Annotated in this window: 16 protein-coding genes and 1 tRNA gene; 10 read left to right on the top strand and 7 right to left on the bottom strand. The window is 60.2% G+C overall.

Features of this window, described 5'->3' with window-relative positions; genetic code table 11:
* The first annotated feature begins 184 nt into the window (after positions 1 to 184).
* Complete coding sequence (aroQ, locus tag JMA46_RS15960) at positions 185 to 655, top strand: type II 3-dehydroquinate dehydratase (RefSeq protein WP_207346334.1); 471 nt, start codon at positions 185 to 187, stop codon at positions 653 to 655.
* 3 nt (positions 656 to 658) lie between these two features.
* On the opposite strand, the gene JMA46_RS15955 is transcribed toward aroQ, so the two are convergent.
* A complete protein-coding gene (locus JMA46_RS15955; protein WP_207346333.1) occupies positions 659 to 1,843 on the bottom strand; it encodes a MarP family serine protease in 1,185 nt (394 codons plus the stop codon).
* Between the two features lie 239 nt (positions 1,844 to 2,082).
* Between JMA46_RS15955 and JMA46_RS15950 the strand changes: the two genes are divergently transcribed.
* A complete protein-coding gene (locus tag JMA46_RS15950) occupies positions 2,083 to 2,760 on the top strand; it encodes a Crp/Fnr family transcriptional regulator (protein WP_207346332.1) in 678 nt (225 codons plus the stop codon).
* Between the two features lie 167 nt (positions 2,761 to 2,927).
* On the opposite strand, the gene JMA46_RS15945 is transcribed toward JMA46_RS15950, so the two are convergent.
* Genes JMA46_RS15945 through JMA46_RS15935 form a run of 3 tightly spaced genes read right to left on the bottom strand, consistent with a single transcriptional unit; the run spans position 2,928 to position 4,499 of the window.
* Positions 2,928 to 3,827, bottom strand: coding sequence for an NUDIX hydrolase (locus JMA46_RS15945; protein ID WP_207346331.1), 900 nt, complete (start codon positions 3,825 to 3,827; stop codon positions 2,928 to 2,930).
* 28 nt (positions 3,828 to 3,855) lie between these two features.
* Entirely contained in the window at positions 3,856 to 4,341 is a 486-nt protein-coding gene (locus tag JMA46_RS15940; RefSeq protein WP_348770198.1) for a RidA family protein, read from the bottom strand.
* Between the two features lie 2 nt (positions 4,342 to 4,343).
* The gene (locus tag JMA46_RS15935) at positions 4,344 to 4,499 is read right to left on the bottom strand and encodes a hypothetical protein (RefSeq protein ID WP_207346330.1); all 156 of its coding nucleotides are present in this window, start codon (positions 4,497 to 4,499) and stop codon (positions 4,344 to 4,346) included.
* Between the two features lie 36 nt (positions 4,500 to 4,535).
* Here JMA46_RS15935 and JMA46_RS15930 point away from each other — a divergent pair, with 36 nt between their 5' ends.
* The 4 genes from JMA46_RS15930 to JMA46_RS15915 all read left to right on the top strand — a co-directional run bounded on the left by JMA46_RS15930 (position 4,536) and on the right by JMA46_RS15915 (position 8,580).
* On the top strand, positions 4,536 to 6,803 hold the full coding sequence (locus JMA46_RS15930) for a transglycosylase domain-containing protein (RefSeq protein WP_207346329.1): 2,268 nt from the start codon (positions 4,536 to 4,538) through the stop codon (positions 6,801 to 6,803).
* A gap of 12 nt (positions 6,804 to 6,815) precedes the next feature.
* A complete protein-coding gene (locus tag JMA46_RS15925; protein ID WP_207346328.1) occupies positions 6,816 to 7,766 on the top strand; it encodes a metallophosphoesterase in 951 nt (316 codons plus the stop codon).
* 84 nt (positions 7,767 to 7,850) lie between these two features.
* The gene (locus JMA46_RS15920) at positions 7,851 to 8,390 is read left to right on the top strand and encodes an META domain-containing protein (RefSeq protein WP_207346327.1); all 540 of its coding nucleotides are present in this window, start codon (positions 7,851 to 7,853) and stop codon (positions 8,388 to 8,390) included.
* A gap of 113 nt (positions 8,391 to 8,503) precedes the next feature.
* Positions 8,504 to 8,580: transfer RNA gene (locus JMA46_RS15915), tRNA-Pro, on the top strand.
* A gap of 67 nt (positions 8,581 to 8,647) precedes the next feature.
* On the opposite strand, the gene JMA46_RS15910 is transcribed toward JMA46_RS15915, so the two are convergent.
* Positions 8,648 to 9,301: a class I SAM-dependent methyltransferase gene (locus tag JMA46_RS15910; protein ID WP_207346326.1), complete on the bottom strand. Its 654-nt coding sequence runs from the start codon at positions 9,299 to 9,301 to the stop codon at positions 8,648 to 8,650.
* A gap of 58 nt (positions 9,302 to 9,359) precedes the next feature.
* On the opposite strand from JMA46_RS15910, the gene JMA46_RS15905 reads away from it, so the two are divergent.
* The 3 genes from JMA46_RS15905 to JMA46_RS15895 all read left to right on the top strand — a co-directional run bounded on the left by JMA46_RS15905 (position 9,360) and on the right by JMA46_RS15895 (position 13,168).
* Complete coding sequence (locus JMA46_RS15905) at positions 9,360 to 9,710, top strand: zinc ribbon domain-containing protein YjdM (RefSeq protein WP_207346325.1); 351 nt, start codon at positions 9,360 to 9,362, stop codon at positions 9,708 to 9,710.
* Positions 9,711 to 9,744: 34 nt separating this feature from the next.
* Positions 9,745 to 11,742: a DUF6541 family protein gene (locus JMA46_RS15900; RefSeq protein ID WP_207346324.1), complete on the top strand. Its 1,998-nt coding sequence runs from the start codon at positions 9,745 to 9,747 to the stop codon at positions 11,740 to 11,742.
* A 145-nt stretch (positions 11,743 to 11,887) separates the two neighbouring features.
* Positions 11,888 to 13,168 (top strand): helix-turn-helix transcriptional regulator, encoded by a 1,281-nt coding sequence (locus JMA46_RS15895; protein ID WP_348770197.1) that lies wholly within the window; start codon positions 11,888 to 11,890, stop codon positions 13,166 to 13,168.
* A 30-nt stretch (positions 13,169 to 13,198) separates the two neighbouring features.
* On the opposite strand, the gene JMA46_RS15890 is transcribed toward JMA46_RS15895, so the two are convergent.
* Together JMA46_RS15890 and purD are read right to left on the bottom strand one after the other, a co-directional pair.
* A complete protein-coding gene (locus JMA46_RS15890) occupies positions 13,199 to 14,143 on the bottom strand; it encodes a phosphoribosylaminoimidazolesuccinocarboxamide synthase (RefSeq protein ID WP_207346322.1) in 945 nt (314 codons plus the stop codon).
* Positions 14,144 to 14,157: 14 nt separating this feature from the next.
* On the bottom strand, positions 14,158 to 15,450 hold the full coding sequence (purD, locus tag JMA46_RS15885; RefSeq protein ID WP_207346321.1) for a phosphoribosylamine--glycine ligase: 1,293 nt from the start codon (positions 15,448 to 15,450) through the stop codon (positions 14,158 to 14,160).
* Between the two features lie 257 nt (positions 15,451 to 15,707).
* On the opposite strand from purD, the gene JMA46_RS15880 reads away from it, so the two are divergent.
* On the top strand, positions 15,708 to 18,185 hold the full coding sequence (locus JMA46_RS15880) for an LPXTG cell wall anchor domain-containing protein (RefSeq protein WP_207346320.1): 2,478 nt from the start codon (positions 15,708 to 15,710) through the stop codon (positions 18,183 to 18,185).
* The last annotated feature ends 82 nt before the right edge of the window (positions 18,186 to 18,267 follow it).

Raw genomic sequence — 18,267 nt, 5'->3', positions numbered from 1 at the left:
GACCCCCCCCCCCGCAGCGTGCGTGCAACCCGGAACGGGTTGCACGCACGCTGCGCTTTTTTGTGTTTTTCCTATCTGCTTACACGTTTGACCAGAGGCAACAGTGTCGCCCAGCTGCTTCGATCTCAGGCCGCCGGGAGCCACGGCGGGCCCGGCAGGCAGCCCAATGGGGCATTATTAACCCATGACTCCAACCCCCGCTGCCAGCCGCGGCACCCTGCTGATTATCAATGGACCCAATCTGAACCTGCTGGGCACCCGCGAACCGGAGATTTACGGCAGGGCCACCCTGTCCGACGTCGAACATCTCGCCACGGTTGCTGCCGAGGCTGCCGGCTTCGGCGCCATGTGTCTGCAGTCAAACCACGAAGGGGCCCTAGTGGATGCCATCCATGCGGCGCGAGGCAGCGCTGTGGGCATCGTCATCAACGCTGGCGCCTACACGCACACGTCGGTAGCGCTGCGGGATGCGATCGCCGCGGTGGAACTGCCCGCCGTGGAAGTTCACATTTCCAACGTGCATCAACGCGAGGAATTCAGGCACCATTCGTATTTGTCGCCCGTGTGTACCGCCGTCATTGTTGGCGCAGGAGTGCACGGTTATGAGCTGGCTGTGAGCGTCCTGGACAAGGTCCTCGCACTCGCGCAGGCCTAAGCGTCAACCCACCTTGCAGGTGCCTGATTCCACGGCGCTGCTGAGCAGGGGTGCTGCGGTAATCACGGGTCCGGCTTCCTCCATGGTGAGGGCGAAGCCCACGTTGGCGTCGGTAGTGGCCTTGGCGAAAATCACGCCTACGATGCGCCCGTCCTGATCCAGCAGAGGTCCGCCGGAGTTCCCTGACTGAACGTTGCCTGCCAGTTGGTAGACGTCGACTACGGCTTTGGCGCTGCCGGTGATGTCCGGAACCAGCAAGGGCCCAGAGGACAGCACGGTGGCTGGGCGCACCTGCAGTGGACCGCCCAGCGGATACCCGGCAAACGCCGTCGCGGTGTTGCCCGGCACCGTACCTGCTATGGGCAGCGGCGCCGCCTCCAGCGAGTCGACGGCGAGAATGGCCAAGTCATGGACGGGGTTGAAATATACCACCCGAGCCGGCAGTGCCCCCTGCTTTTGGGTTTGCACCACCGGCATGGACACACCCGCCACCACGTGAGCGTTGGTGAGCACTCGTCCGGGAGAAACCACAAAGCCCGTTCCGGTCTGGTTTTGGCCACACTGGAACGCGGTCCCCGAAATCTTCATGACCGACGCAGCGGCACTGTTCCACGCGGAGGTGTTGGTGTCTGCGTGGGGGGCTGCAACTTCTACATTGGGGCCAGCGGGGTTCAACAGTGCCGGGATGCCTTCATCCAGGACAAGCGAACGGATTTCGGCCACTGCGGACTTGACGGGGTCTGGGGTCCAGGTGTCGATGGCGGAAATCACCCGCGAATTGCTGAGCTGTTGGGAAACTAGCGGGATACCCAGGTTCGACACGCCAAACGCCAGTACGGAAATGGCCAGCGCACCCACCGCGACGTTTAACGCCCCGCCCAGGACCCTGTTCACTGCCCGCACTGAGTCTGAATTTACCCGCCGCCCCAAAGCCCGCCCCAGCCGCATGCCCACGGCATGCCCTACGGCAATCAGCAAAAGGGTGGAGCCAATGACAATGGCTGTCCGCCAGCCCGGGCTTGGGGCGAATTGGCTGACAAATGGTGCGGCAAAAAATGCTCCCACTGCGCCCGCCACAAAACCCGCCAAACCGCCCAGCCCAACAACCAGCCCTGACCTCAGACCGTATATCAGCTGCCACAGCAACCACAGGATCAATACCGCATCAAGCCAGGAGTAACCAGACACTCTTGTGTGAAGCTCCTCCCGGGCATTGGCCCATCGTTGTCATTGCAGCGCACAAGCTGTGGCCCAGAACCACATGATACCGGGGCAGTCCGTGCGAAGTCTGGGATTCTTGGTCAACCAAACTGACAATTTGCTGGGAACGAACGCCTGTAATGCCAAATTGGTCACAAAAACATAAAACGTCTGAAACAATCAGTATTAGGTAACAACTAATTAAGTACATATTGCAAGGAGTTTTCATGGACATCGAGGTACTACGCCGGGCACCACTTTTCGCCACGCTCGACGACGAGGCTTTCCGCCTTCTGACTGACGAACTGGCCGAAGTTGACTTGTCCCGCGGCGCGTCGGTCTTCCGTGAAGGCGATCAGGGCGACCAGTTGTATTTCATTGTCTCCGGCAAGGTGAAGCTGGGCCGCACCTCCTCCGACGGACGTGAGTCCTTGGTGGCCATCCTCGGTCCGGGCGAATTGTTCGGTGAAATGGCGCTCTTCGATCCGGCACCCCGGAGCACCACAGCCACAGCAGTTTCTGAAACCCGCTTGGCCGGGCTGAAAAATGATTCCTTGAAGGCCCTGCTGCGCAACCGCCCAGAAGTGTCCATGCAGCTTCTGCAGGCGTTGGCACGCCGTTTGCGCCGCACCAACGACAACCTTTCCGACCTCGTGTTCTCCGATGTTCCCGGCCGCGTTGCCAAGGCCATCCTGGATTTGGCCGACCGCTTCGGCCGTCCTGCCACTGACGGCATTCTTGTGGCACACGAGCTCACGCAGGAAGAACTGGCCCAGTTGGTCGGCGCTTCGCGGGAGACCGTCAACAAGGCCCTGGCCGAGTTTGTCCAGCGCGGCTGGCTTCGACTCGAAGCCCGCGCGGTGGTCATCCTCGACGTCAACCGCCTGCGCCAGCGCTCCCGCTAGCCCCCACCTACCGACGCTTCCGCACCTTCCGGTGTGGAAACCGAAACGCTCCTGCATTTCCCGGCGCAGAATCCAAGACGCTCCTGCAGCGCCGAGCACTCCGTTTCCACAAGCGCAAAAGCGTTATGTAAAAGACCCCTAAAGGTGCTGGAGCGTCGGTAGGTAGGTCAGCGTTCCCGGCAGGCGGCACCTTCTGATGCTGGCGTGGCTGGAACTTCGAGGCAGAACTGCCCATCAGCATCAACCACAAGTGTCGGCTGGTATTTGTTGATGGGTCGCTTGTGGTTCAAGTACGCAATGCAGCCTCGGGCGGCGGCGATCTTCTCCAGAATGATCTCCACTCCCGGCACTACCAGTTCTTCCAAATGCATGCCGACGGTGTTGGGCTGGTCGATTTCATCGCCCAGCGCTGAGCCGCCCCGGGCAGCGACGACTTCCGCGGCACTCACCCAGCGGCCCCACACACCCTTGCTGCTCAGCAGCGAGAGTTCTTGGTTCACGGGCCGCGCAGCGGCAAAATAGCGCACGTCGAAGCGTCGGTGCGCAAAGTCCGGGCTGGTCCAATGACTCAACGGTTTCAACAGGTCTGTGCGCAAGGCCAGCCCGTACCGTTCAAGCAGAGTACCGAACGTGGACTCCTGCGTGGCTATGGATTCCCTGGCCCGCATCCATTCCTGCCCGGAGATGCTCTCCACCAGTGAGGAGGCGTCGGGCCCGGCTAGCAGGATGCCCGTTTCCTCGAACATCTCCCTGATGGCTGCCACGACGTGACGCTTGGCCAGACTAATATCATCTGTGCCCAGACTCTTAGCCCATGCGACGGGTGAGGGGCCCACCCAGTCCGTGACGTCGTCGTCCGCGGTTTCAACCGTGCCACCGGGGAACGCTACGGTGCCCAGCGGCGAACCACCCGGACGGTAGGTCATGAATGTTTGCAACCCGCTGGGGCTGTCCTTCAACAACACCACCGAGGAGGCATGCCGCGGTTTACTGGGCGTACGTTCACCAAAGTCGGCCCAAGCCTGCGCCGCTTCCCGGTGATCAGCGTTGAGTGGAAAGCGACGCATGCTGGAGGGGCGCCCACCTACGGGGTTGCTACTGGAACTCGGCAACCAACTCAACCTCAACGGGTGAATCCAAGGGCAATACTGATACCCCGACGGCGGAGCGTGCGTGTACGCCTGCCTCACCAAATACTTCGCCCAGCAGCTCGGAAGCACCGTTGATGACACCGGGCTGGCCGGTGAAGGACGGGTCTGAGGCCACGAACCCCACGACCTTGACGATTCGAGTCACACGGTCCAGATCACCAATGACGCTCTTCAGTGCGGCGAGGGCATTGATGGCGGCTGTTGCGGCCATGGATTTTGCGTCCTCAGCGGACACGCCCGCACCAACTTTGCCGGTGGCTGTGAGTTTTCCTTTAATAAAGGGCAACTGCCCCGAAGTGTAAACATGGTTGCCTGAAATGACTGCCGGCACATAGGCGGCCACTGGCGCCGCAACAGGAGGAAGGCTCAGGCCCAGCTCTGCAAGGCGCGCCTCAATGCGTGAAGTTCCTTGATTTGATGCGGTTTCCACGGTTATGCCTTCTCTCGTTTGAGGTAGGCGACAAGGCCCCGGCCATCAGGCCCGGCAACGACCTGAACCAGCTCCCAGCCGTCGTCACCCCAGCTGTCCAGAATCGCCTTCGTATTGTGGATAATTAGCGGAATCGTAGAGTACTCCCATTTGGTCATACATCAAAGCGTATCCCCTGCCGCTAAACTGTGAAAATGGCAGCAAAAAAACACCCCATTTTCGATACCGCCACAACGCTCGGTAAATTGGTCCTCTTCCTTGGTATCAGCACCGTTTGCGGTGTTCTTGTGGCAGGACTTATGGTTCCGGCTGCGGCGCTGGCCGGTACCACGGCGACCTCCTCCATTTCATTCTTTGACGACCTTCCGGATGAGATGAATGTAGGAACCCCGGCACAGTCTTCGCGAATTCTTGCTGCCGACGGCTCCGTGCTGGCCACGTTCTATGATCAGAACCGCACCGAAGTGCCACTCGCGGACATTTCGGAGTTCATGAAGAACGCAATCATTGCGGTGGAGGACTCCCGCTACTACGAACACGGCGGCATTGACACTCGCGGCCTGATGCGTGCAGTTGGTTCCATGGTCCAAGGCGGAGGCCGGCAGGGCGCTTCCACCATTACCCAGCAGTACGTGAATAACGTCATCATTCAGACTTACGCTGCCGATGGTGAATATGACAAGATCAAGCTCGGCTCCGACAAGGGCATTGGCGAGAAGGTGCGCGAAATCAAGCTCGCCATCGCGATCGAGAAGAAGTACTCCAAGGATGAGATCCTGCAGGGCTACTTGAACTGGGTGCTCTACGCCAACGGCAACTTCGGCATTGAATCAGCCGCCGACTTTTACTTCAGCACCCATGCGAAGGACTTGAACCTGGCTCAGTCCGCCCTGCTTGCCGGTGTTGTGAACAGCCCCACCGTCTACGACCCGGTAGCCAACCCTGAAAACGCGCTGGCGCGCCGCAACCTGGTCCTTGACAACATGTTGGAGCAGGGCATGATCGACAAGAAACAGCACGCAGACGCCGTCAAGGCCGACATCGGTCTGAAAATCCGTGCCAACCGTAACGGCTGCACCACTGCCGTGCGGGCCGAGTACTTCTGTGAATACGTAACTAACCTGATCCTCAACGACGCGGCTTACGGAAAGACTGCCGATGACCGCCTCAAAATGCTGCAGCAGGGCGGGCTGACCATCACCACTACCCTGGATCCGAAATTGCAGGACGCCGCGCAGGCCCAAATCCACGACATCATCCCGATGGAAAACAACCCCGACAAGGTTGGCCAGTCGCTGGTCACCGTGCAGCCTGGCACCGGCAAGATCCTTGCCATGGCGCAGAATACCAAGTTGTCACCGCCGAAGGGCCAGTGGGCCAACACATACAACTTCAACGTTGACATGTTCGACGCCAAGGGCAACGAGCTTGGCGGTGCCGGCGGTTTCGCCACAGGTTCAACGATGAAGCCCTTCACTTTCGCGGAATGGCTGAATGACGGCCATAAAATCAACGAAATTGTCGACGGTTCGGTACGCAAATACCCGCTCTCGTTCCCCTGGATCAACAGTTGTGGAACCACCTCCAGCGACTACGACAGCAATGCCGGCAATGGGTCAGCGGACCTGCAAAACGCCGATGGCCCCAACGGCGCCTATTACCGGCGCCTCACGGCCAGCGAAGGACTGTACAACTCACTGAATACTGCAACTTTTGCCATGGCTGCACAGTTGGATTTCTGCAACATTCAAAAAATGATGACCGCGACGGGCATTCATGACGGCAAGGACCCCAAAAAACCGTACGACATGTCCTTCGCCCGCAACTTGATCGGCAATGACCCCGTTTCCCCAATGTCCATGGCCAATGCGTTTGCCACCTTTGCCTCTGGCGGCATCCACTGCGACTCCGTCGCGATGGTCTCCATCACCAACGCCAAGGGCGACAAGTTCCCGGTTCCCAGCGCAAATTGCAACCAAGCCATCAAGCCCGAGGTTGCTGCCGGCGTCACCTCCGTTCTACAGGAAGTGCTGATTCGCGGTTCCGGCTACACCATCCCTCTGCAGTACCCTGCAGCCGCCAAAACAGGAACAACAAACGAGTCCGAGCAGACGTGGACCGTGGGCTTCACCAAGGGCCTGGCAACTGCCTCATGGCTCGGAAACCCTGATCTCGGCGGACGGTCCTCCAACGGTCTGTTGATCGCCGGGCAGCGCATTCCCTATGTTGATGGAGCAACCTATGCCGGAAGGACCTGGCAGGGCTACATGAACCAAGTGGCCGGCGCCTATGACGTTGGCGGCTTTGCGCCGCCGCCGGAAAGCATGGTCAACCCTCCTGTGGTAATCGCACCCAAGCCAGTCGAGCAGGCCAAGCCCGAGAATGGTGGCAACGGGAACAACGGCGACAACAAGCCGGACAAGCCCGCCAACCAAAAAAACGACGATAAGAAGAAGGATTAGAGCACAGTTCTTATGTCACGCACGCATACAGCCCCGTCCCGTTTTTCCACCGTTGCCGCGGCGGTTGGGCTTGCCGCCGCAGCAGGTGCCGGAGCCGTAGCGTACGGCGCTTTTATTGAGCGCCATTGGTTCGACATCCGGGACGAGTCGCTGGCGATCCTTCCCCCCGGTTCGGCCCCGTTTACGGTGCTGCATCTGTCAGACATCCACCTGTCTCCGGGGCAGGGCAAGAAGATTCGCTGGTTGCGGGAGCTGGCCTCATTGCAACCTGACTTGGTGGTCAATACCGGGGACAATCTCAGCCATCCAGAGGCCATCGCTCCCCTGCTGGATGCGCTGGGTCCGCTCATGGACTTTCCTGGTGTTTTTGTGCCGGGATCCAATGATTATTTTGCCCCCAGTTTCAAGAACCCCTTCGCCTACTTCGCCGGACCGTCCAAGCTGAATACCAGCGGCAGGCACCATCCCATTCCACTGGATACTGACGCGTTGCACGCTGGCTTTGGCCTTGGTGGCTGGGTCAACCTGAGCAACCGTGCCCAATCGATCCCGCTCAAGGGCATCCGTTTCGACTTCAGCGGCGTCGATGACCCCCACCTCAACCGGGAACGCTACGCCGGCTGGCCGCGCGGATCGTCAACGCAGGCCAGTGCCCCGCACGTCAAGATTGCAGTTGCCCACGCCCCCTATCAGCGGGTCCTTGACCATTTCACGGCGGACGGCGCTGACCTGATCCTGGCTGGCCACACCCATGGAGGCCAAGTCTGCCTGCCTGGCTACGGGGCCCTGGTCAGCAATTGCGACCTCCCAACGTGGCGTGCACGCGGCCTCAACGACTGGGACGCCCAAGGACGTACGACGCCGGTCAACGTCTCCGCGGGCATCGGCACCGCACGCACTGCCCCCTTCCGTTTCGCCTGCAGGCCGGAAGCAGTAGTTTTGACCCTGACAGCAAAGTCATAGACAGAGCGGCATATACTTCTCAGTCAACGATTGGTCCGTCAGAGCCTGAGAACCGCTGACGCAAAAAAATAAGGGCATATCACCATGAAGAAATATTTGGTCCTTCTGGGCGCAACCATGGCGCTGCTGTTCGCCAGCGCTTGCAGCACCACAGCAGCAGGCACACCGGCCGCTGATGCCCCCTCCGCCACGGTTGGCAACGACACGGACCTGACGAACCCCACGCAGGCTGACTGCACGCCGGTGGCAGGTGGCATTCCGGCAACGGAAGAGGATTTTAGCTGCCTGAACTTGAGCTCAGCTAGTGGCACCGACGCGACGGGCGAGCTGGCTTGGGTGGGCAGCGACCCCTTCACTCTGGTGACAATGGAGCGGGATGGGGTGCTGTCCTTCTCCTCCACGACGCCGTGCAACACGCTCATGGGCTCAGTGACGGTCACGGACAAGCAGTTCATTGTCGCCAATATGGGGATGACCCAGATGGGCTGTCAGAGCCCGCAAAGCGACTACGAGAAATGGGTGAGCACGTTCTTCTCCACCCCGCTGGACTACACGTTGAACATGGACTCGCTGGTCCTTCGCGGCGAGCACGGCACCGTCACATTCAAACCCGCAGCCGCCTAGCTTCTGCCGCGTTGAGGCCACCCCACCGGCCGATTTCGCGATCACGGCCTCCGTCCGCTAGTCTTTAGTGGTTGCTTTTCCAGATCTTCACGGATAATCGAAAAGTAGCGGATCGGGGTGTGGCGCAGCTTGGTAGCGCGCGTCGTTCGGGACGACGAGGCCGCAGGTTCAAATCCTGTCACCCCGACCAGATAAAAGCAGCGGCATCCATTGGATGTCGCTGCTTTTCTCATTCCTGCCCAACTCCGCACGCCTGGTTACTTCACCGCTACCCCGGAGATCTGGGTATGCACAGGCAGCCACCGGGGCCCGGCGGAATACTCAACAAGTTCGACGGCGGCAAACCCGGCAGCACGAATGAGCGCTGACAGTTCACGCTCACAGGAGCAGCCCTCAAAGAAGTACGCCCAGGGCTGGCGCACAGTGTGCTGCAATCGGCGCAACCGGCTTCCCGGCGCCGCAGCGACGTGCTCCACAAACGCATACCTTCCCCCGGTTTCCAACACCCGCAGAATTTCGGCCACAACCCTTGACGGGTTTTGCACTGTGCACAGCACAAGGCTTGAAATCACCATTGGAACGGATCCGTCAGGCACATCCAGCGCCTCTGCCGCGGAACAGTGCAACTCCAGCTCAATACCGTACCTTCGTGCTGCAGTTTGCAGTCTGGAATGCATGGCAGAATTCGGCTCCACAGCCAGCACCTTTGTCCCTGTATGCATGTACCTGAAGTTGGCTCCCACACCAGGGCCAATCTCCAACACCGTCTCCGGCAGATTGGCAAAGACCTGCCGTTTCCGCCCATCAAGCAGCCGTTCCAGAGGTCCGCCTGCCAGTGCAAGACCGAACGCATTTGCGGGACCTCGCAGCGCATTGCTGTGATATTCAACGCCGCCTTCATCACCGTTCATGGTGCTGATCCTATGCCTTGCCAGCCCAGCAAGAGCCGCAACGGCTAGGATGGAGCGCATGAGTGACACACTTCCCCCTTGCCCCGTTTGTGCCTGTGAATACAGTTACGAGCTGGGAGAGCTGCTTGTTTGCCCTGAATGCGCCAACGAATGGTCACCCGATCAGGAGACCGCCGAGACTGAGCAGGCAACTATCGTCAAGGACGCCGTGGGCAATGTCCTAGCCGATGGAGACACCGTCAGCATCACCAAAACCATGAAGGTCAAAGGCAGCCCGCAGGACCTAAAGATTGGAACGAAGGTCCGCAACATCCGGCTGATCACCCCTGTCAACGGGCACGACATTGATGCCAAGGTGGACGGCTTCGGCCCGATGAAGCTCAAGTCAAGCATTGTCAAAAAGGTTTGATCCTGTTTAGGCATCTGCTGGTAGGGATGCTGGGGTGACTTCTTGGTTTGAAGCGCTGCCGGCCTTCATGGTGGCGCTGTTGATCCTCGCCCTGCCCGGTGCCGCAGTGTTGACAGCACTTCGTGTGCGCGGGCTCATGGCTTTTTGCCTGACACCAGCCGTGTCAGTTTCCGTGCTCGCCGTCAGCGCCGTCGTGGCACCTGTGATCCATTTGCCTTGGAACATCCCTGTGGTGCTGCTGGGCACAGCCATTGCCACCGCAGCAGCTTGGGCAGCCCACCGCTTCATCCCCGTCCTCAGACTTGCTGCACCGGCATCCGAGGGAAAGCCCGGGGCAGGAATTGGCGCTGCCACCATTGGTGTTCTCACGGCTTTGGCCATGACGACAGCGTTGCTCACCCTGGTGGCCGGCAACCCTGAACAGTTCACCCAGGGATACGACTCAGTGTTCCACTTGAACGCCACTGCCTACGCCGTGAAAACCTCCAACGCCTCTTCGTTTGCCATCTCCAGTTTCATCCTGCCCACCGTCAAGTCCGCTTTTTATCCTGGCGCATGGCACGGGCTGAGTAGTTTACTGGTGATTCTTACGGACATCAGCATTCCTGCGGCCACCAACATTATGTGGTTGGCAGTGGCCGGGGTGGTGTGGCCGCTGAGCTGTGTCTTCCTCACCCGAGTGTTGTTCGGCACCCGTCTCCTGCTGCTGGTTTGCGCAGGAGCCCTTGCCGCCGCCTTCCCGGCCTTCCCCTGGCTGCTGCTGCAGTACGGCTCCGCCTACCCGAACTCGCTCTCGAATGCCCTGGTACCCGTGGGCATAGGCCTCGTGTTGCTAATTATCCGCCCCTCCGCCCACACCGGGCTGGAACCAGTCCAGGCCTTGGCCGTGGTGGTGTTGTTCCTTCCGGGGGCCGTCACAGCACAACCCAATGGTGTGTTCAGCATTCTTTTGGTTTTGACGCCGCTGCTTGGCTACCTTCTTTACGCCTGGTTGCGTACTGGGTTTCGCCGCTCACACCGCCACGGCTTGAACCGCGTGGTGCTGCTGATCGCCACACTGGCAGCCGTCGCCGTCGCCCTATTGGCATTGCCGCAAATCCGCAGCCTGTTCAACTACACCAGCCCAGCATTCCTTTCCTTTCCCTTGGCACTACTGCGTAATTTCACGCACGCACCAGCACCTATTTGGTTCCCGGCATTGGCACTAACAATTCTCGTCTTGGTGGGCGCACGGACGGGCTTCCGCCTACCTGGACTGCAATGGCTGCCCGCATCGCTCTTCTTGTTGTCCTTCACCTACCCACTTACCGCAGGTATGGATTTTGCGCCAGCCAATATCGCCATGGCCCCTTGGTGGGACAATCCCGAACGCGTTGCCGCCCTCATGCCGCTGCTTGCCGTGCCGCTGTCAGCCTTGGGCTTGGTGCGCTCAGTCGACTGGCTCAAAGTCCGGTTCCCAGCCACTTTGGCACGCCCTGCCCGGTGGAAGCAGAACGTGACGATGAGCGCGGCAGCGGGCCTCGTCGTCGTGCTTGCCTTCAGCAATCCCGGGCTGTGGCAGATGAAGGGGCAGGTGGGCATCATGTACAACGTGCCTGCCGAGCCTGACGGGTTGGCGCAGGTGGACGCCCATGAATTGGCTTTGATCCACCGGCTGGACAGTTACACCACCACAAAGGACGTCATCGCCAACAACCCGTACAACGGATCGGCCCTGGCCATGGCCCTGGCCAACCGGACAATGCTCTTCCCTTACAGCTCGCAGGGGGATTTGAGTCCGGATCTGTACACGCTGCGTTTCTGGCTCAATCGGATCGGCAGCGACCAACAGGTGTGCGCGGCGGCGAAACGCCAGGGCGTGACGTACCTGCTGGACTTTGGCACCGACTACATTCCCGCCTTTGACAACCCGCGTTCGCTCTACCCCGGAGTAACGTTGGCACCAGACTCCGACGCATTTACACTTGTTGCCAGCGATGGCCATGCCCGTCTATTCAAGCTCACACTATGTGGCGGGGTCGCAGTGCCATGACAAATTGAGTAGGTGCGCAGAATACCGTGTGACAATTTCTGTTATGTTTTGACAAGTGGTAACTTGATTCGTCCCTGATTTATTCCCCATCCACCCCCTATAGTTGAGCCAACGGCTCAACAACCAGTATGCGAGGAGCAGTAGCGTGGGCAGCAGTTTTGGTGACCGACTAAAGCAAGAACGTTTGTCACGGAATCTGACTCAGGGGGAACTGGGCGGGGAATTCTATTCCGCCAGCTACATATCGTTGCTGGAAAACGCTCATCGAGAGCCCACCTCCGACATCATCCGACAGCTGGCAAGCCAACTTCAGCTGACACCCTCCTCCGTTGCCGAATGGGCCCACACTGTCTCTGCCGAGGAAAGCGAATCCCTTCGCCTGTCTCTTTGTGCACGGCAAAGCTGGGACACTCGTGACTACCTCGGTGCCGCCACCAACGCGAAGCTGGCCGCCGAGTACGCCTCAGCCAGCAAGGATCCTGTGACGTGGTGGAACATGTCGTATCTGGCCGCGAATTCGCTGATGCAACACGGGGAGAACGCCGAAGCAGTCACCGTACTCAAGACGTTGTTGGATCACCCGCTGACCATCGAAAGCGATGCACTGGCACTGCGGGCACAACAGGTCATGGGAGCAGCGATGTTGGCTCAAGGCTGCCTGCAAGAAGCAATTTTCCACGCAACCAAGGCCGTGGAAATAGGTTCAGGGGACAGCGCCGAAGAATTTGGCGCCTACCTCATGGCGTTGCAAACGCTCATTGGTGCCCTCACGGAAGCGGGGCGCCTCAACGAAGCATGGACGCACGCGCTGGTGTTGGCCGCCGCTGTCACTGACGAGACCCCTACTCAGCTGGCTGGGGAGATCCACTGGGTCATTGGCAATGTTGCGTTCATCCGCCATGACATCCGCGCGGGCCTTGAGCACCATGCAAAAGCAGGGCGGCTGCTTTCCCCGGCAACTGACCTATCCCGCTGGGCCCAGTTCAACAAGGCGACGGCATGGGTGCGGTTGATGGCCGGAGTAGTGGATCCTGCCACGCTGCAGGCCATTGAACGCAGCGAGTTGGCACACTCCGTAGTAGGTGCCACGGTGAGTGAAATGTTGGAAGTGTCGTTGCTGCGTGCCCGCTGGCACTACCTTAACGGGGAACTGGCTGAGGCCCTCGAACTACTTGCCAGCATTCAAGCGCAAAAAGATGAGCTGGCTCCGCATATTGCCGGGGACAGTGCCTTGCTTCACGGCACGGCGTTGCAAGCCGCCGAATTTCCTGCCGAGGCCATACTCGCATATCAGCAGGCGTTGGACAGCTACATTCAGGCTGGCGCCATGGATAGAGCAGAAGTTGCCAAGGAGCACTTGGCAAGTCTTCAAGGCAACGACCGTCTAAGCTCGACTGCTGGCTCCGCTGAACATCCCTCTATTTAGACGTACTGACGGTTTAGACGTACTGATTTTTTAGACGAACGTGGCGCCTGTCAGCCGCTCAAAGGCCTCGACATAGCGGGCGCGGGTGCGCTCCACGATTCCCGCGGGCAAAGCCGGCGGTGCAGTGTCAGAAGACCTGTCCCAGCCTGATTCCGGGCTGGCCAGCCAGTCTCGCACAAACTGCTTGTCAAAGCTGGGCTGCGCCTTGCCTGGCGCCCACAGCTCAGCGTCCCAAAAACGCGAAGAGTCAGGGGTCAGTACCTCATCCCCCAGGGTAATAATGCCGGTGGCCGGATCAGTGCCAAACTCCACCTTCGTGTCAGCCAAAATTATGCCGCGGTCCCGGGCAATTTCCTCGGCGCGGGAGTAGATCTCCAACGTCAGGTTGCGCAACGCTGAAGCAGCCTCGGCGCCCACCGTTTCGACCATGGTTTCGTAGCTGATGTTCTCATCGTGTTCACCCACCTCAGCCTTCGCTGAAGGAGTGAAGATGGCTACCTCCAAGCGTGAACCGTCGCTCAACCCAGCTGGCAACGGCAGGGAGCACACAGTCTGTGAGGTCCGGTATTCCAGCAGGCCAGAACCCGTGAGATAGCCGCGGGAGATACACTCAATAGGGAACATTTGCAGCTTTTTGCACACCATGGCTCGACCAGCCACTTGTGCAGGCACACCATCCTCGACGGTGGTGGCCACCAAGTGGTTTGGCACGTTCAGCTGTTCAAACCACCACAGGCTCAACCCGGTTAGAATCCGGCCCTTGTCAGGAATCTCGCTGGCAAGCACATGGTCAAAGGCACTGATGCGGTCGCTGGCAACCACCAGGACCACGTCGTCACGTCCGGCGAACGGGCTCTCAAGTGACGGGGACCCGACAGTCTGCTCCGGGCTGGGGACGTAGAGGTCGCGAACCTTGCCCGAGTAAATGTGTGTCCAGCCGGGCAGGACAGTGGCTGTGGGGATAGCAGAATTCATCGGTCGGTTTGTCCTTATGGCTGTGTGGCGGTGTCCGCCACGTTGATTTCTCCACGTGCGGCCTTGGCTGCAATGTCCGTGCGGTACTGACCGCCTTCAAGGGAAATTTGCTCAATGCCTGCGTAGGCACGTTCGCGTGCATCCTCAAGATCAACGCCCATACCCACTACGGCCAGCACTCGGCCACCCGCACTGACGGTATTGCCGTACGCATCGGCACCTGTGCCCGCGTGAAGGACGTGCACGCCGTCGAGCCTGTTCGCCTTCTTAAGCCCGCGGATCTTGTCTCCGGTCCGTGGTGTCGAGGGGTAGTTTTCGCTGGCAAGCACGACGGCGACAGCCGTCTCGGGCGACCAGCGCAAGTCCTCGATCTCATCGAGTTGCCCCTTGGCTGCCGCCATGAGGACGCCGCCGAGGGGGGTCTTCAAGCGGGCCAGGACAGCTTGGGTTTCCGGGTCACCAAAGCGGGCGTTGAATTCGATGACGCGTGTGCCACGGCTGGTCAGAGCCAAGCCGCAGTACAGGACACCAATGAAGGGGGTGCCGCGGTGTGCCATGGCGTCGATGGTGGGCTGGGCCACCCTGTCGATGACTTCCTGGACCAGGTTTGCCGGCGCCCACTCGAGCGGGGAGTACGCGCCCATGCCGCCGGTGTTGGGGCCTTCGTCGCCGTCGAAAATGCGCTTAAAGTCTTGTGCCGGCGCCAGCGGGACAACCGTTCGCCCGTCAGCCAACACGAAAAGGGAGACCTCGGGGCCGTCAAGGAATTCCTCAATGACCACAGTGCCACCCACCTTGAAGCAGGACTGTGCGTGAGCCAACGCCTCTGCACGGTCGTTGGTGACAACAACGCCCTTGCCTGCAGCCAGACCGTCGTCCTTGACAACGTAAGGGGCCCCAAAGGCGTCAAGGGCATCCTCCGCTTCCTGTACATTGACAGCAACCCTGGCCATGGCCGTGGGCACTTGGGCCTCCGCCATGACGGTCTTGGCGAATGCCTTCGAAGCTTCAAGCCGCGCAGCTTCCTTGCTGGGACCAAAAACCGGGATCCCTGCAGCCCGCACGGCGTCGGCCACTCCAGCCGCCAACGGCGCTTCAGGCCCCACAACCACCAGGTCGCTTCCAAGTTTCAACGCCAACGCCGAAACGGCAGCAGGGTCGCTGGCGTTGACGTCGTGAGTGGGCACAATGGCTGCGATTCCGGCATTGCCTGGAGCCGCGTGCACCTCGCTGACGTTGGGGTCGCTAAGCAACGAGCGGACAATGGCATGTTCGCGGCCTCCGGGGCCAATCACTAGAACCTTCACCCTCCTAGGATACGTGGCTTCAGGCCGCCGATTGTAAAGCGTCCAAAGGCTGTCCGGCCAGACCGGCCGATGGTGGGATGGGACCACCAGTTCACGACATAATAAGACTTGTTATTGCCGGGTGCAGATCCACTTGGTAGCTTGACCGTTGACGTGCACTGCCTTGAGCGCTAACAGGGTCTTTGCGGTTGACGCAGATACTAAAGTGCCTGTGAGCCTTGGCAGTCACGACTTCATTTCTTCAGGGGGACCACAGCATGCAAGCAATCAAACGCGCCTTCCTTCGGCGCGCCGCGGCGGCTTGCGCCGCAACTGCCGTTCTGATCGGCGGCACCTTCGGCGGGGCCGCGTCGGCGGCACCATCCCCCGAACCGCCCGTCATCTCAAGCTCGACGGCGGCAGCACCGGCTCCGGCAGCCACTCCGACAGCCACTGCAACAGCGGCCTCCTTGCCGCCAGGGCTGGATGCCGCACTTAAGCGCGACTTGGGCATCAGTGTCGAAGAATTCAACAGCCAAAGCTCCTTGGCCACCACTGCAGCTGACATACAGGCGAAGGTTGCCTCAACAGATCCAGCAACCGTTGTGTCGCTCGACGGCGACACCATCAACGTCCAAACAACCGCACCGGACGCTGCCAAGGCTGCGGCAGGAAGCAGCAAGGTCGCCGTTACACCGCCCCCTTCAGTGCCTTCTGCGCCCTCTGTTTCTTCGTCCAGCAAAGGTGTTGCCACCGACGTCGACTCGCTGTTTACCGACTACACAGCCAGCTTTGGCGCCGCAAACCTGCAGTCGATCATGATCAACGCCAACGGCAAATTCATCATCCGCACCCGCGATGCAGCAACCACCAGTCCCACGGCAACGCCGCGTTCGTTCAGGCAAGCCACCCAGCCCTCCCCCACCGAGTTCGCTGCCAAGTACGCCAATGTGGTGGTCGAGCCTGCACAAGGACCTGCCGGTGCGTTGGCTGGCGACGTTGTCAACGGCCAGGGTTACATCGCGCTTAACCCCGCAACAGGCAGAGGTGGCTTGTGCAGCATTGGCTGGAACGGTTTCAACAAGGGTGGCGACCCTGCCGTCATTTCTGCAGGTCACTGCTCCAATGACGGATCGTTGTCTTTGGCTGGCCTGACCAACCCCCTCACGGACACGGCAGTCACGGGCGGTCCCAGCACAGATGCCGAAGGAACCGTGCTGTTGGGAACCTTTGGCTTCTCGCAGTTTGGCGGCCCCGACAACTCACCGGCGATCGATCCTTTTACGCAAAACCCTGGCAACATCGGCACGGACGTCTCCGTCATTGACGGCATCAATTCGGAGCTGACCCAGCTGCCCAAGGTCACCGACTGGAGCACTCCCGCTTCCTTGAAGAACTCCGGCCCCCTGGTGACTGGCGTTTCCGATGCGATCCTCGGCACGTCCATCTGCAAGTCCGGCCGCACAACTGGCTGGTCCTGTGGCACTGTCAGTGAAGTTGGCGCATTCCTCGTCGGCGGCAAGAACTATCCCCAGGATCCCAACGCCCCCAAGCCCGGTGAAGACCCGGAGGACATTCGTGCAGTGAGAGGCTTTACTTCCACAGACCTCAACGCCGCCGAAGGCGACTCCGGTGGGTCCATCATTGCCGGCACACTTGCAGTCGGCATGATCAGTGCCGGCGGGATCGACGCCGGCGGGAATGCGATCACCTATGGCGTTTCACTCACCGACGCCTTGAAGCACACGGCAGGGTATTCCGTGCAGATCTTCCTCAACGCTCCCAAGGTCACCACATCCGGGCAGGTCTTCCGCTCGGCCGACGTGAAGGGCAGTCTTGCAGGGGCCCCCGCGGGCACCACAGTCGCCGTCACCATTGATAAGAAGACCACCGAAGCAGCCGTGGCTGCCGACGGCACGTGGACGGTGAAGGCACCCAACACGTTCGGCACCTTCGCTGTCACTGCCCAAGCCAAGAATGGCTTCAGCACCTCGGAGACCACAACAGGCTCCATTGAAGTCATCAAGCAGACCCTGGCTACCCCGGCCATCACGGCACCCACCCAAAACGGCACGGCATCTGCCCCTGTCATAAGCATCAAGGGCACCGGCAAGCCCGGCGCGAACATTGAGCTGACTGGCGATGTCACAGGCACAGCAACTGTTGGCGGTGATGGCACCTGGTCATTCAAGGTGTCCCCCGGCTTGGAAGTTGGCCACTACACGGTTTCGGCCCGGCAGACACTAAAGGACTGGAACGCCTCCACGCCTATAACCCTTCAATTCAATGTGGTTCCGGCAGCCCCCGTCATTGCCTCGCCCGGCAATGGTCAAAAGTTCTCCTTCGACCAGGGTCCGTCAGTGATCTCCGGCACCAACACTGAAGGGGCAACTGTCTCAGTGACAATCGGGGCCAAGAAGTACAGTGCCACTGTTACTGACAGTACATGGAGCGTGGCGTTGGACGCCAAGCTTGGCACCGGCAGCTACACCGTCACTGTTGTCCAGACCATCGACGACGTTCAGTCGCTGACAGCCGCCTCGACCTTCTCGGTCGAGGCGGCCCCGGCCCCGCCGGCAACGCAGCAGCCGACCAAACAGACCCCGACAAGTGCACCGGCAACTCCCCCTGCCTACACCGGCCATCTTGCCAAGACCGGGGCCTCGAGCTCGGTGTTTGTAGTCGGCGGTGCCGGCGGACTGCTGCTGTTGGGTGGAGTAGCGTTCCTGTTGCTCCGCCGTCGTTCGACCAAATAACAGCAGCCGCACTAAGCTGTAGTTTGATCATCGCAACACCCTGAAGAAGTGGGTGCCGGTGAACAAGAAAGGGACCCCCAGA

It is taken from the genome of Arthrobacter sp. E3 (assembly GCF_017353415.1).
Lineage (GTDB): Bacteria > Actinomycetota > Actinomycetes > Actinomycetales > Micrococcaceae > Specibacter.
Note: the sequence above shows the minus strand (reverse complement) of the source record. Positions and strands in the feature narration are given on the sequence as shown.